This is a genomic window from Pseudomonas fluorescens, from assembly GCF_000967965.1.
GTDB classification, from domain to species: domain Bacteria; phylum Pseudomonadota; class Gammaproteobacteria; order Pseudomonadales; family Pseudomonadaceae; genus Aquipseudomonas; species Aquipseudomonas grandcourensis.
This window is the reverse complement of the sequence record NZ_LACC01000002.1, coordinates 52,897-67,028: the sequence shown is the minus strand read 5'-3', so window position 1 is coordinate 67,028 and position 14,132 is coordinate 52,897. Positions and strand designations below refer to the sequence as shown.

Below are 14,132 nucleotides of genomic sequence, written 5' to 3'. Positions count from 1 at the left end.
CTGATGGCGCGATGGCTTTGCCTGCTGGCGCTGCTGGTGGCCGGCCATGCCGTCGCGGCGGACAAGGTTCGCTATTGCGATTACCCGGTGTACCCGCCAGTGTCCTGGAGCGATGGCAAGCAGGTGCGCGGCCTGGCGCCGAACGTGGTGAAAAACCTGTTTGGCCAGTTGGGTTACGAGGTCGAGATGGTGGTGCTGGGCAACTGGAAACGCTGCCTGCTGGACGCCGCCGAAGGCCGGGTCGATGTGGTGCTGGCCTACAGCACTGCGCAGCGGGAGCAAAGCATGCTGTTCTCGACGGTGCCGGTCTTGCGTGAAGAGGTGGCGTTGTTCATCAACCGCCAACATCCGGTGAAATTCGAACAGCTGGACGACTTGGCCCGTTACCGTGGCGGCCTGTTGTTCGGCGAGAGCTACGGCGTGGAGTTCGATCGCATGGTCGCGCGCAATAACAATATCGAATGGGTTTCCGACAGCCACCAGAACTTCGGCAAGCTGATTCGCGGGCGCATCGATTTCATCACCCAGGAGCGACGCACCGGCCAGCTGTACGTGGAAAACCTGCCCGGCGGCCAGGACATCGTTGCCTTGCCCAAAGCCTTGAGCGTGGATTATCTGCGGGTTGCCGTGTCACGGCGCTCGCCGTTGGCCGCTCGCATGCCCGAGATCAATGCGCAGTTGCAGCGCATGGTCGATACCGGTGACATCGAGCGCTGGCTCAACGAAAGCGAAGTGACCTACCGCGACATGATCAACCTGCCGGCGGATGCGCAATGATTCGCGCCCGTCCCGGTGGACTGTTGCGGCGCCTGTTGCTGTTCATCCTGTTGTTCAGCCTGTGCTTCACCGTGCTGGCCAGCAGCGTGCAACTGTACATCGAGTATCGACGGGAAATGCGCGACATCGAGTCGCGCATGGAGCTGATCCGCGCTGGTTACCTGGCCAGCCTGGAACGCAGCCTCTGGGACTTGAACCAGGAACAGCTGAACGTGCAGTTGCGCGGGCTGGTGGACTTCTCCGACGTCGCGCGCGTGCACTTGACCAGCGCCGATTTCGACCTGGTACAGGGTAATCCGCACCCCACGGGACCGCTGCGCATCGAGCGCTTTGCCCTGGACTATCAGCCGCCCTCCGGCCCGTTGCGCAACCTTGGCGAGCTGGAGGTCAGTACGGATCTGGGGGCGGTGTACCAGCGTCTCTACGCCACCGGTTTGACCAGCCTGTTGTGGATGGCGGTGTTCCTCTGCGGTCTGGCCGTTGCCTTGTCGGGCTTGTTTTATCGACTGGTAACCCGGCATTTGAAGGTCATGGCCGAGTTTGCCCGGCGCATCGCCGCCGGTGAATGGCACGAGCCCCTGCACCTGGACAAGCGTCGTGGCAGCGACGAAATCGACACCGTGGCCCATGCGCTGGACGACATGCGCCGGGCGATCCTGCGGGACATCGAGCGCCGGGAAACCGATCGCCTGGCCTTGCAGGACAACCGTGACGAGCTGCTGAAAATGGTTGAGCGCCGCACCGCCAGCCTGATGCGCGCCAAAGACGAGGCGGAAGCGGCCAACCTTGCCAAGTCGCGCTTCCTGGCGACCATGAGCCACGAACTGCGCACGCCCCTCAATGGCATCCTCGGCATGGCCGAATTGCTGCGCGGCGCGCGTCTGGATGCCCAGGACGGTAAACGCCTGGATGCTTTGCACAAGGCTGGCGAAGGCTTGCTGACGATCCTCAACGAAGTGCTGTATTTCGCCAAGCTGGAGGAGGGCGTCAGTCATCCCGAACCGGTGGATTTCTCGCTGCGCCAGTTGCTCGATGAGGTGCTGACACTGTTGGAACCGAGAGCGCTGAACAACGACACGATCCTCAGTTGCCGCATCGATCAGCGGATTGCCGAGCATCACCACGGCGCCGAGCAGTTCCTGCGTCAGGTGCTGAGCAACCTGCTGGCCAACGCGATCAAGTTCACCGAAGGCGGCGAAGTCAGCGTCGAGGTGGCGCTGCTCAGCGAAACCGGAGAACAGACCGGGCAGCGCCTGCGGGTCAGTGTCACGGACGACGGCATCGGCATTGCCCCTTTGATGCAGGCGAAGATTTTCGAGCGGTTCACCCAGGCCAGCGAAGAAGTCGCGCAACGTTTTGGCGGTACGGGGTTGGGGTTGGCGATCTGCAAACATCTGGTGGAGCAGATGGGCGGTTGCATCGGCGTGGACAGTGAAGAGGGGCGCGGAAGTTGCTTCTGGTTCGAGCTGTCCTTGCAGCCGGCCAGTGCTGTGGTTGAAGTCGCGCCGGTTCGCGCGGCGGGGCCGGCACTGAACATCCTGGTGGTCGAAGACGTGGAACTCAATCGCGAAGTGGCCAAAGGATTGCTGCAACGGGACGGCCACCGGGTGTGGCTGGCCGAAGAAGCGGATCAGGCGCTGCAACAATGCGCGGCGCAGGTGTTCGACCTGATGCTGCTGGACGTGCATCTGCCGGGCATCAGCGGTGTCGAGCTGTGCCGGCAGATCCGCCACAGCGACGGGCCGAACCGCCATACGCGCATTTTCGCCCTGACCGCCAGCGTGCAACCGGCACTGTTGCGCGGTTATCTGGAGGCCGGGATGGACGGTGTCCTGGCCAAGCCCTTGAAGCTGGAAAACCTGCGCCAGGTGCTGGAAGGGCATGCACCTGTGGCCGAGTCGCTGCCGAGCGATGAGGCAATGGACTGGCCGCTGTTGCAGACCCATCGCAGCCTGCTCGGCGTGCAAAAGGTCCAGGGCCTGCTGGCGGTGCTGCGTGACTCGATCCTTCAACACCGCGACGCGCTGCATGAAGCCATGGCCGCCGACGACTGCACAGAGGTCGCGCAACTGGCTCACCGCCTGGCCGGTAGCTGTGATTCCCTGGGTTTTCGGGCCTTGGCCAGCACGTTGAGGGCGCTGGAGACCTTGGCGCTGGCAAACGATGAATCGGCGATCCAGCGCATGGGGCCGGTGCTGGATGAGCAATTGCAGCACTCGCTCGATACCCTCGAAGGCCTGTTGCAGAGCTGACGTACAAGTTTGTTACGACTTTGTACAACTTCGATCTTTACGGTCAACGCGAACTTACATGGCTTTCCAATAATCGACGCAACCGCCGCAGCGCGGTCTTCGAAGCTTATTGGAGATAATAATAATGAATTGCCGTAAAGCTGATCCCTCCCTGCGCCGTGACGTCCTGTCGCGCGCTGCACACCTCACTGACTGCTGAGGTGTCGACATGAACGAAAATACTGATCGTAAAGGCATACAGCTGACCCGCGCCCTGAAGAGCCGGCACATTTTCATGCTGTCCCTGGGCGGCGTCATCGGCACCGGGCTGTTCATGGGCTCCGGCGTGACCATCAATCAAGGTGGCCCGGTGGGGGCGATCCTGGCTTACCTGTTCGCCGGTTTCCTGATGTACCTGGTGATGGTCTGCCTGGGTGAACTGTCGGTGCAGATGCCGGTGTCCGGTTCGTTCCAGACCCACGCCACCAAATTCATTGGCCCGGCCACCGGGTTCATGATCGGCTGGGTGTACTGGATGAGCTGGGCCACCACCGTCGGTTTGGAGTTCACCGCCGCCGGCATGCTGATGACCCGCTGGTTCCCGACGGTGCCGATCTGGTACTGGTCGGCGCTGTTCGTGGTGGTGCTGTTCGCTATCAATGCCATGGCAACCCGCGCCTTTGGTGAAGCCGAATACTGGTTCTCGGGGATCAAGGTCGCGGCGATTCTCGGTTTCATCGTGGTCGGCGTGCTGGTGATCTTCGGCGTGATGCCCCTGAGCAGTGGCGCACCGGCACCGATGGCGACCAACCTGATCGGCGATACGTTGTTCCCCAACGGCCTGTCAGCCGTGTTCGCGGTGATGATGACCGTGGTCTACGCATTCCAGGGTTGCGAAATCATGGGCGTGGCCGCCGGTGAAACCGATCAGCCGGAAAAAAGCATTCCCCGGGCCGTACGCAACGTGGTGTTCCGCGTGCTGATTTTCTACGTGCTGGCGATCATCGTGCTGTCGGCCATCGTGCCGTGGCAGCAGGCCGGCCTGATGGAAAGCCCGTTCGTGCAGGTGTTCGACATGGTCGGCATTCCCTACGCCGCCGACCTGATGAACTTCGTGATCCTCACCGCGATCCTGTCGGTGGGCAACTCCGGCCTGTATGCCTCGACGCGCATCCTGTGGGCGATGTCGAAAACCGGCATGGCGCCGAAAAGCCTGTCGCCATTGAGCAAGCGTGGCGTGCCATTGCGCGCCTTGAGCATCACCCTGTGCTTCGCACTGGTGTCGCTGATGACCAGCTTCGTCGCCGCCGACACCTTGTTCATGGTGCTGATGGCGGTGAGCGGCATGTCCGGCACCGTGACCTGGATTGTCATCGCGCTGGCTCAGTACAAGTTCCGCAAGGCGTACTTGCGTGACGGCGGCAAACTCAGCGACCTGAAATACCGCGCGCCGTGGTTTCCGGTATTGCCGCTGATGTGCATCGCGCTGTGCTGCTCGCTGTTCGTATTCCTGGCCCTGGATGAAACCCAGCGTCCGTCGCTGTATTGGGGTTTTGGATTCATTGCGCTGTGCTATGGCGCGTACTTCCTGATTCATCGCAAGCGCCAGGGCGTGTTGGCGCCGAGCTTGCCGACTGCATAACACCTCCAGCTAACCGTTTCCCCTGTAGGAGCGAGCCTGCTCGCGATAGCGGTGGATCAGTCAACAGAAATGTTGAATGTGATTCCCTCATCGCGAGCAGGCTCGCTCCTACAGTTGTTTTGTGCTGGGCGTAGGCAGTTGTTCGAAGTTGTAACAGCGCCAACAGCCGTTGCTCGCCATTCTTGAAATAATTCAATAAAAACAATCTGTTGCGAAGTTTTTTGGCTTGTTACAGCCAATTTCCAAGCCGATTGCCGCCTTGCTGAACACTCGTTTAGTATGGCCTCAAATCGCATCACCTCAGACCAATCACAATAATTCGAGGATTCCCATGACCACTCAATCGTCGCTGCTCAGCCAGGTCGAAGCAGGCGTTGCCTGGATCACCCTCAATCGCACTGCCCAGCGCAATGCGCTGGACATTCCGACGCTGAAAAACCTGCACGGCTTGCTCGACGCTTTCAACGCCGATCCAGCGGTGCGCGTGGTGGTGCTTACCGGCAGCGGCCGCAGCTTCTGCGCCGGCGCTGACCTCGATGAATGGGCCGACGCCGAAGCCCGTGGCGCGCTGGAAACCTACGGCTGGACCGAAACCGCCCACGCCTTGATGACCCGTCTGCACAGCCTGGAAAAACCCACCATCGCCGCCATCAACGGCACCGCCGTCGGCGCCGGGATGGACCTGACCCTGTGCTGCGACCTGCGCATCGCCGGGCAATCGGCACGCTTCAAGGCCGGCTACACCAGCATGGCGTACTCGCCGGATGCCGGCGCCAGTTGGCACCTGCCGCGTCTGATCGGCAGCGAACAGGCCAAGCGCCTGCTGTTCCTCGATGAATTGTGGGGCGCTGACCGTGCCCTCGACGCCGGTCTGGTTGGCGATGTCTGCGCCGACGATCAACTGCTGACGGTCACCAGCGAATTGGCCGCACGCCTGGCCGCGGGCCCGACCTTCGCCTTCGCCCAGACCAAAAAACTCATGCGCGAAGGCGCCGAGCGCAGCTTGGCCGAACAACTGCAAGCCGAACTCGCCGCCGGCCTGCTCTGCGGTCGCAGCGAAGACGGCACCGAAGCCCTGCGCGCCGCCATGGAAAAACGCCCGGCACGCTACATCGGTCGTTGATTCCTCTCCATCTCCCAGAACACGAACAACAGGTAGCAGCATGAATTTCCAACTGACCCAAGAACAAGAAATGTTGGTGGACTCGGTACGCAGCTTCGTCGAGAAGGAACTGCTGCCCTATGAAGAGCAAGTCGACCGCGCCGACGAGGTCTCCCCGGAACTGGCGGCGCAGATTCGCGGCAAGGCGATTGCCGCCGGCTTCTACGCCTTCAACATGCCCGAAGAAGTGGGCGGTGGCGGCCTGGACTACCTGTCCCAGGCGCTGATCGAACGTGAGCTGTCCAAGGTGTCCTGGGCGCTGCACGTGTTCGTCGCGCGGCCGTCGAAGATCCTCATGGCCTGCACCGGCGACCAGATCAACGACTACCTGTTGCCGAGCATCCAGGGCGAAAAAATCGATTGCTTCGCCCTGACCGAGCCGGGTGCCGGCTCCGACGCCAATGCGATCAAGACCCGCGCCGTGCGTGAAGGCGACGACTTCATTCTCAACGGCAGCAAGCATTTCATCAGCCACGCTGGCCATGCCGATTTCGCCATTGTCTTCGCCGTGACCGACACCTATGAACACAACGGCAAAAAGCGTAACGCCGTGACCTCGTTCCTGGTCGACCGCAACACCCCGGGCATGACCATTCGCCGTGGACCGAAGTGCGTGAGCAACCGTGGTTACCACACCTTTGAAATGTTCTTCGACGACTGCCGTGTGCCGGCCAGCAAAGTGCTGGGCGAAGTCGGCAAGGGTTGGGAGGTGGCCAACGCCTGGCTGACCGCCGGCCGGGTGATGGTCGCGGCCAACTGCGTCGGTCAGGCCCAGCGCGCACTGGACGTGTCGCTGCAATGGGCGGCGGATCGCAAGCAGTTCGGCCAGCCGATCGGCACCTACCAGGGCGTGTCGTTCAAATTGGCCGACATGGCCACACAGATTCGTGCAGCTGAACTGCTGACCCTGCACACCGCCTGGAAAATGGACCAGGGCACCATGACCGATGGCGAGGCCGGCATGGCCAAGCTGTTCGCCAGTGAAGTGCTCGGGCGTACTGCCGATGAGGCGGTACAGATCTTCGGCGGCATGGGCCTGATGGACGAAGGTCCGGTGGAGCGCATCTGGCGCAACGCGCGGATCGAACGGATCTGGGAAGGTACTTCGGAAATCCAGCGCCACATCATTTCCCGCGAGCTGCTGCGGCCGCTGCTGCGCTGATCGGCCCGGAGAATTCCCATGTCCCAAACCATTCGTGACAACCTCAAACGCATGCTCGCGCCGCAACATGTGGCGTTCGTCGGCGGCCGCAGCATGGCCCGCGCCCTCAAGCGCTGTGCCGAAGGCGGCTACCAAGGGCAAATGTGGCTGGTCAATCCGCAGCACGACAGCCTTGAGGGCGTGCCGTGCGTGCGCAGCGTTGCCGAGCTGCCTTGCGGCCCGGACGCGGTATTCATCGCCACCAACCGCGAACTGACGCTGACCTGCGTCGCCGAACTGGCCGCCATCGGCGCGGGCGGGGCCATCTGCTACGCCTCCGGCTTCGCCGAGACCGGCGCCGAAGGCCAGGCCCTGCAACAGCAACTGCTCAAGGCCGCTGGCGACATGGCCTTGCTCGGCCCCAACTGCTACGGCCTGCTCGACTACCTGCACAGTTCCGCGCTGTGGCCGGTGGCCCATGGCGGCAAAGCGGTGGAGAAGGGCGTGGCGGTGCTGACCCAGAGCGGCAACTTCGCCTACAACCTGTCCATGAGCGACCGCTCGCTGCCGGTGGCCTACATGGCGTCGGTGGGCAATCAGGCGCAACTGGGCGTGGCTGAACTGATGGACGTGTTGCTCGACGAGCCGCGCGTCACAGCCATCGGCCTGCACCTGGAAGGCCTGAAGAACGTGCCGGGTTTTGCCCGCGCCGCGCACAAGGCGCTGGAGAAGGGCATCCCGATCATCGCCCTGAAAACCGGTGTGTCGCAGATCGGTGCCGAACTGGCCTTGAGTCACACCAGTTCGCTGTCCGGCTCCGATGCGCTGTATGACGCATTGTTCGACCGTCTCGGGGTGATTCGCGTCAGCGGCCCGGTGAGTTTTGTCGAAACCCTCAAGGCCGCCGCCTGCGGCAACCTGCCGGCGGGCAACAGCCTGATCGCGCTGGCCTGTTCCGGTGGCGATGCCGGGCTGATTGCCGACTACGCCGAACGCAACGACCTGGGCCTGCCGAAACTCGATCAAGGGCAGGTCGGCGAACTCGCGCAAGTGCTGCCGACCTACGCCAACCTGGTCAACCCGCTGGATTTCACCACGGCGATCTGGGGCGACGGCGAAGCCTTGAACCGCATGCTCGACAGCGCGCTGCGCACCGAAGCCGACGCGGCGATGCTGGTGCTCGACTACCCGTCGGAGTTCACCGGCGAGCGCAAGGAATGCGACCTGCTGCTGGAGTTGTACTGCGCGGCACTGCAACGCCACGGCAAGACCGGTTTTGTCACCTCGGCCTTCCCCGAGTTGCTGCCGGCCCATGCCCGTGAGCGTCTGCACGCCCAAGGCGTCGCGGCCTTGCAGGGCGTTGAAGACGGGTTGGCCGCGTGGGGGCGCATCGCCGGTTATCAGCGCAACCGCCAGGCCTTGTTGGCGCTGGGCGAATCGGCGCTGGTGCCGTTGTGCCCGCATGCGCTGGAAGGCGAGGGGCGTTTGCTCAATGAGTGGGATTCCAAACAGGCGTTAAAAGCCTTTGGCTTGCCGACGCCCAACGGCGTATTGAGCACCCCGGACAAGGCCCTGAAGGACGCCGAAGCGTTGGGCTATCCGCTGGTACTCAAAGCGGTCAGCGCTCAACTGCCACACAAGACCGAGGCTGGCGCCGTGGCGCTGAACCTCAAGGACGGCGCGGCATTGAGCGCTGCGTTGGAGAAGATGCGCAGCAGCATCGCCGCTTACGCCCCGGGCGTACCCTTCGATCAACTGCTGCTCGAACCCATGGCCAAACCGCCACTGGCTGAGCTGATTGTCGGCATCAAGCGCGAAAACGATTTCGGCCTCGCCCTGGTGATCGGTGCCGGCGGCATTCTGGTGGAGTTGCTCAAGGACAGTCGCAGCCTGTTGCTGCCGACCACTGACGGCGCGATTCGCAACGCCTTGCTCAGCCTGCGCAGCGCGCCGTTGCTGCAAGGTTTCCGTGGTCGCGAGTCTGCGGACCTGGACGCCTTGGTGATCGCCATCCGCGCCGTGGCCGACTACGCCTGCGAGAACGCCGCACACCTGCTGGAACTCGATGTGAACCCATTGTTGGTTGGTGCCCATGGCACGACGGCGGTCGATGCGTTGATTCGCCTCGGTCAGGAGTGAGGACATGAAAATGCAAAGCAAAACATTGACCGGTGGCCAGGCCCTGGTGCGCCTGTTGGCCAACTACGGCGTCGATACTGTGTTCGGCATCCCCGGCGTACATACCCTGGAGCTGTATCGCGGCTTGCCCGGCAGCGGCATCCGCCACGTCTTGACCCGCCATGAGCAGGGCGCCAGTTTCATGGCCGACGGCTATGCCCGGGTCAGCGGCAAACCTGGTGTGTGCTTCGTCATCACCGGCCCCGGCGTGACCAACGCAGCCACCGGCATCGGCCAGGCCTACGCCGACTCGATTCCGATGCTGGTGATTTCCAGCGTCAACCACAGCGCCAGCCTGGGCAAGGGCTGGGGCAGCCTGCACGAGTGCCAGGACCAGCGGGCGATGACCGCGCCGATCACGGCGTTCTCCGCCGTGGCGTTGACTGCTGAAGACCTGCCGGAACTGATCGCCCGCGCCTACGCGGTGTTCGACAGCGAGCGCCCGCGTCCGGTGCACATCTCGGTGCCGCTGGACGTGCTATCGGCACCGATTGCCCGTGACTGGAGCAATGAGGTGGTGCGTCGTCCGGGTCGTGGCCCGGCATCCGCCATCGTCATCGATCAAGCCGTGGCCAGGCTCAAGGCTGCCAAGCGACCGATGATCATCACCGGTGGTGGTGCGCTCAATGCCGTTTCGCAGCTGCAGGAGATCAGCACCCGGCTCGCTGCGCCGCTGTTCACCAGCGTCGCCGGCAAGGGCTTGCTGCCGCCGGATGCGCCGCTCAACGCTGGCTCATCCCTGTGTGTGGAGCCGGGCTGGAAGCTGATCGCCGAGGCCGACGTGGTACTGGCGGTCGGCACCGAAATGGCCGATACCGACTTCTGGCGCGAACGCCTGCCGCTCAATGGCGAACTGCTGCGCGTCGACATCGACCCGCGCAAGTTCAACGACTTCTACCCATGCGCCGTGGCGTTGCATGGCGATGCACAACAAACCCTCAGTGGTTTGCTTGAGCGTCTGCCGTCTGATGTGCGCGACGCCGGCGCTGCGATTGCCTCGGTCGCCGCCCTGCGTGAAGCGGTCAAGGCCAGCCATGGCCCGTTGCAGTCGATCCATCAATCGATTCTCGACCGTATCGCTGCGGAGCTTCCGGACAACGCCTTCATCAGCACCGACATGACCCAACTGGCCTACACCGGCAACTACGCCTTCGACAGCCTGGCCATCCGCAGCTGGCTGCATCCCACCGGCTACGGCACTTTGGGTTATGGCCTGCCGGCTGGCATCGGCGCCAAGTTCGGCGCGCCACAGCGGCCGGGCCTGGTGCTGGTGGGCGATGGTGGTTTCCTCTACACCGCCCAGGAACTGGCCACGGCTGTCGAGGAACTGGACAGCCCGCTGGTGGTGCTGCTGTGGAACAACGACGCCCTGGGGCAGATTCGCGACGACATGATCGGCCTGGATATCGAACCCATCGGCGTGCTGCCGCGCAACCCGGATTTCGCCGCCCTCGCTCGTGCCTTTGGCTGCACCGTGACTCAGCCGCAAAGCCTGGCCGAGTTGCAGACCGACTTGTGCCAAGGCTTCAAGCGTAACGGCGTGACCCTGATCGAACTCAAACATGCCTGTGCGCATTGATCTGTATTTCAAGGGGATGAAACCATGCGCTTTTCCGATCTGACTCAACGAATCGCTGGTGACGGCGCCGCAGCGTGGGACATTCACTACCGCGCCCTGGCACTGCGCGAGCAGGGTGAAGACATTCTGCTGTTGTCCGTGGGCGATCCGGATTTCGACACGCCACAGCCTATCGTGCAGGGCGCCATCGACAGCCTGCTGAGCGGCAACACTCACTATGCCGAGGTGCGCGGCAAGCGTGCCCTGCGTGAAGCCATCGCCAAGCGTCATCAACAGCGCAGCGGCCAATCCGTTTCGGCGGATCAAGTCACCGTGCTGGCCGGGGCGCAATGTGCGCTGTTCAGCGTGGCCCAATGCGTGCTCAATCCGGGTGACGAAGTGATCGTCGCCGAACCGATGTACGTCACCTATGAAGCGGTGTTCGGTGCTTGTGGTGCCGTGGTGGTGCCGGTGCCTGTGCGCTCGGAAAACGGCTTCCGTGTGCTGCCCGAAGACGTTGCCGCGCGCATCACCCCGCGCACCCGGGCGCTGGCACTGAACAGCCCTCACAACCCGTCGGGCGCGAGTCTGCCGCGCAGCACCTGGACTGCCTTGGCTGAACTGTGCATCGCCCACGACCTTTGGCTGATTTCCGATGAGGTCTACAGCGAATTGCTGTTCGAAGGCGAACACGTCAGCCCGGCGAGCCTGCCGGGCATGGCCGAGCGCACCGCGACCCTCAACAGCCTGTCGAAATCCCACGCCATGACCGGCTGGCGCGTCGGCTGGGTGGTGGCGCCGCCATCCTTGGCCGCGCACCTGGAAAACCTCGCGTTGTGCATGCTCTACGGCTCGCCGGATTTCATTCAGGACGCTGCCGTGGTCGCCCTGGAAAGCAACCTGCCGGAACTCGAAGCCATGCGCGAAGCCTATCGCCAGCGTCGCGATCTGGTGTGCGACAGCCTGGCCGATTGCCCCGGCGTGCGGGCGTTGAAACCTGATGGCGGGATGTTCGTGATGCTCGATATCCGCCGGACCGGGCTCAGCGCCCAGGCGTTTGCCGACCGGTTGCTGGATCGCCACGGCGTGTCGGTCCTGGCGGGCGAGGCCTTTGGTCCGAGCGCGGCGGGGCATATTCGCGTCGGTCTGGTGGTCGGCGCCGAACCGCTGCGCGATGCCTGCCAGCGCATTGCTCGTTGTGCTCAAGAATTGATGGAGGCCCAGGTTCATGCTTAATCACAAGACACTGTTTATTGATGGTCGCTGGCAAACTCCGTCGGGGCAGGGCATCGCCGAGGTGATCAACCCGGCCACCGAAGAAGTCTGCGGCAGCGTTCCGCTGGGTGATGAACTCGATGTCGAAAACGCCGTGGCGGCTGCACGCAGGGCCTTCGCTTCATGGTCGCGCACACCGTCCAGCGTGCGTGCCGGCTACATCCGCGCACTGGCCGATCAACTGCGCAATCGTGCCGATGAAATGGCCGCGGTCATCACCACGGAACTGGGCATGCCGGTGCAATGGTGCCGCTCGGTGCAGGTCGATGGGCCGATCACTGGCCTTGAGCAGTACGTCGAACTGGCTCATCTCATGGACGAGGTGCGCGAAGTCGGCAACTCGCTGGTGATCCGCGAGGCCGTGGGTGTCTGCGCGTTCATCAACCCGTGGAATTACCCGCTGCACCAGCTGATCGGCAAACTCGCTCCAGCACTGGCCGCCGGTTGCACGGTGGTGGTCAAACCGAGTCAGGAAACCCCGCTGCATGCCTTCCTGTTGGCGCAAATGATCGAGGACATCGGCCTGCCGGCGGGTGTGTTCAACCTGGTCAGCGGCCCGGGTTCGAAAGTCGGCGAAGCGCTGGCCAAACACCCGTACGTGGACATGGTGTCGTTTACCGGCTCCACCGGCGCCGGCGTTCGCGTCGCGCAGGCGGCGGCGCCTTCGGTCAAGCGCGTGTGCCTGGAACTGGGCGGCAAGTCACCGTTGCTGATCGCCGAAGATGCCGATCTGGCCGCTGCCGTGCGCTACGGCGTGCAGGACGTGATGATCAACTCCGGCCAGACTTGCACTGCGCTGACCCGCATGCTGCTGCCGGCCAGCCGCTACGCCGAAGCCGTGGAACTGGCGCTGGCGGAAACCTTGAGCCTGCGCATGGGTGATCCCCTCGACCCGCAAAGCTTCCTCGGCCCGATGTGTTCGGCCGGGCAAAAACGCACCGTGCTCGACTACATCAAGGTCGGTCAACAGGAAGGCGCACGACTGCTATGCGGCGGCGACACGCCGTCGACTTTCGAGCGCGGGTTCTATGTCAGCCCGACGCTGTTCGCCGATGTCGACAACCGCATGCGCATTGCCCAGGAAGAAATCTTCGGCCCGGTGCTGTGCCTGATTCCCTACACCGATGAGGCGCAAGCGATCCAGATCGCCAACGACTCGCCGTTCGGCCTGTCCAGCGGCGTCTGGGCCGGCAATGCCGAGCGCGCCTTGCACCTGGGACGGCAACTACGCGCCGGCCAGTGTTTCCTCAACGGCGCGGCGTTCAATTACCACGCGCCGTTCGGTGGCTACAAACAATCGGGCAACGGTCGTGAATGGGGTGAGGAGGGACTGAACGAGTTCGTCGAAGTGAAGGCGATCCAGGTGTGACGGTTGGCGACTCAAACTGTAAACCACCCACGATGTTGCTACTCCACACCTTCAACCGATACGCTGGAACAAGTCTAAGGAACCACCATGAAAGTACTGATCGTCCACGCTCACCCGGAGCCGCAATCCTTCACCGCCGCCCTGCGTGACCAGGCTGTCGCCACCCTCGAAGCCCAGGGCCATGAAGTGCAGGTCAGCGACCTGTACAAAATGAACTGGAACCCGGTGGCCAGCGACGCGGACTTCTCCAATAGGGAAGACCCCGAGTACCTGGTCTATGCCCTGGAACAACGCCTGGGCGTGAAGAGCCAGTCACTGGCGCCGGACATCCAGGCCGAACTGGACAAACTGCTGTGGGCCGACCTGCTGATCCTCAACTTCCCGATCTTCTGGTTCTCCACCCCGGCCATGCTCAAGGGCTGGATAGACCGGGTGCTGGTGTCCGGCATCTGCTATGGCGGCAAGCGCTTCTATGATCAGGGTGGTCTGGCCGGGAAGAAGGCGCTGGTGACCGTGACCCTCGGCGGTCGTGAACACATGTTTGGCGACGGTGCGATTCATGGGCCATTGGAGGACATGCTGCGGCCGATTTTGCGTGGCACCTTGGCTTATGTTGGTTTTGATGTGCTGGAGCCGTTTGTGGCGTGGCATGTGCCGTATATCAGTGATGAGGCGCGTCAGCAGTTTCTGGTTGATTATGGGCAGAGGCTGCAGCATCTGAGTGATGATCAGCCGCTGGTGTTTCCGAAGTTGGCGGAGTTTGATGAGAAGCTCTATCCGCTGGCCACGAATGCCTGAA

General features: G+C 63.0%; 10 protein-coding genes. All 10 read left to right on the top strand.

Annotated elements, in window-relative coordinates; all coding sequences use genetic code 11:
• Positions 1–3: 3 nt before the first annotated feature.
• The 10 genes from VC35_RS00360 (at position 4) to VC35_RS00315 (ending at position 14,131) form a co-directional block, all read left to right on the top strand.
• On the top strand, positions 4–777 hold the full coding sequence (locus tag VC35_RS00360; protein ID WP_046037066.1) for a substrate-binding periplasmic protein: 774 nt from the start codon (positions 4–6) through the stop codon (positions 775–777).
• Entirely contained in the window at positions 774–3,029 is a 2,256-nt protein-coding gene (locus VC35_RS00355; RefSeq protein ID WP_046037065.1) for a hybrid sensor histidine kinase/response regulator, read from the top strand. Before VC35_RS00360 ends, VC35_RS00355 begins: the two co-directional genes overlap by 4 nt.
• Before the next feature lie 208 nt (positions 3,030–3,237).
• Positions 3,238–4,650, top strand: a complete 1,413-nt coding sequence (locus VC35_RS00350; RefSeq protein WP_046037064.1) for an amino acid permease — start codon at positions 3,238–3,240, stop codon at positions 4,648–4,650.
• Positions 4,651–4,981: 331 nt separating this feature from the next.
• Positions 4,982–5,773 carry an enoyl-CoA hydratase/isomerase family protein gene (locus VC35_RS00345; RefSeq protein WP_046037062.1) on the top strand — a complete coding sequence of 264 codons (792 nt, stop codon included), beginning with the start codon at positions 4,982–4,984 and terminating at the stop codon, positions 5,771–5,773.
• Positions 5,774–5,813: 40 nt separating this feature from the next.
• Entirely contained in the window at positions 5,814–6,974 is a 1,161-nt protein-coding gene (locus VC35_RS00340) for an acyl-CoA dehydrogenase family protein (RefSeq protein WP_046037060.1), read from the top strand.
• An 18-nt stretch (positions 6,975–6,992) separates the two neighbouring features.
• Positions 6,993–9,092 carry an acetate--CoA ligase family protein gene (locus VC35_RS00335; protein ID WP_046037059.1) on the top strand — a complete coding sequence of 700 codons (2,100 nt, stop codon included), beginning with the start codon at positions 6,993–6,995 and terminating at the stop codon, positions 9,090–9,092.
• Between the two features lie 10 nt (positions 9,093–9,102).
• Positions 9,103–10,710: a 5-guanidino-2-oxopentanoate decarboxylase gene (locus tag VC35_RS00330; RefSeq protein ID WP_046037424.1), complete on the top strand. Its 1,608-nt coding sequence runs from the start codon at positions 9,103–9,105 to the stop codon at positions 10,708–10,710.
• A 24-nt stretch (positions 10,711–10,734) separates the two neighbouring features.
• Positions 10,735–11,925 (top strand): pyridoxal phosphate-dependent aminotransferase, encoded by a 1,191-nt coding sequence (locus VC35_RS00325; protein WP_046037058.1) that lies wholly within the window; start codon positions 10,735–10,737, stop codon positions 11,923–11,925.
• Entirely contained in the window at positions 11,918–13,333 is a 1,416-nt protein-coding gene (locus VC35_RS00320) for an aldehyde dehydrogenase family protein (RefSeq protein ID WP_046037057.1), read from the top strand. Before VC35_RS00325 ends, VC35_RS00320 begins: the two co-directional genes overlap by 8 nt.
• An 87-nt stretch (positions 13,334–13,420) precedes the next feature.
• Positions 13,421–14,131: an NAD(P)H-dependent oxidoreductase gene (locus tag VC35_RS00315; protein WP_046037056.1), complete on the top strand. Its 711-nt coding sequence runs from the start codon at positions 13,421–13,423 to the stop codon at positions 14,129–14,131.
• Position 14,132 lies beyond the last annotated feature (1 nt).

Bases quoted from the DNA above. Each gene is read 5' to 3' on its own strand.
- VC35_RS00360 (WP_046037066.1), top strand. From the start codon at position 4: ATGGCGCGATGGCTTTGCCTGCTGGCGCTGCTGGTGGCCGGCCATGCC.
- VC35_RS00355 (WP_046037065.1), top strand. From the start codon at position 774: ATGATTCGCGCCCGTCCCGGTGGACTGTTGCGGCGCCTGTTGCTGTTC.
- VC35_RS00350 (WP_046037064.1), top strand. From the start codon at position 3,238: ATGAACGAAAATACTGATCGTAAAGGCATACAGCTGACCCGCGCCCTG.
- VC35_RS00345 (WP_046037062.1), top strand. From the start codon at position 4,982: ATGACCACTCAATCGTCGCTGCTCAGCCAGGTCGAAGCAGGCGTTGCC.
- VC35_RS00340 (WP_046037060.1), top strand. From the start codon at position 5,814: ATGAATTTCCAACTGACCCAAGAACAAGAAATGTTGGTGGACTCGGTA.
- VC35_RS00335 (WP_046037059.1), top strand. From the start codon at position 6,993: ATGTCCCAAACCATTCGTGACAACCTCAAACGCATGCTCGCGCCGCAA.
- VC35_RS00330 (WP_046037424.1), top strand. From the start codon at position 9,103: ATGCAAAGCAAAACATTGACCGGTGGCCAGGCCCTGGTGCGCCTGTTG.
- VC35_RS00325 (WP_046037058.1), top strand. From the start codon at position 10,735: ATGCGCTTTTCCGATCTGACTCAACGAATCGCTGGTGACGGCGCCGCA.
- VC35_RS00320 (WP_046037057.1), top strand. From the start codon at position 11,918: ATGCTTAATCACAAGACACTGTTTATTGATGGTCGCTGGCAAACTCCG.
- VC35_RS00315 (WP_046037056.1), top strand. From the start codon at position 13,421: ATGAAAGTACTGATCGTCCACGCTCACCCGGAGCCGCAATCCTTCACC.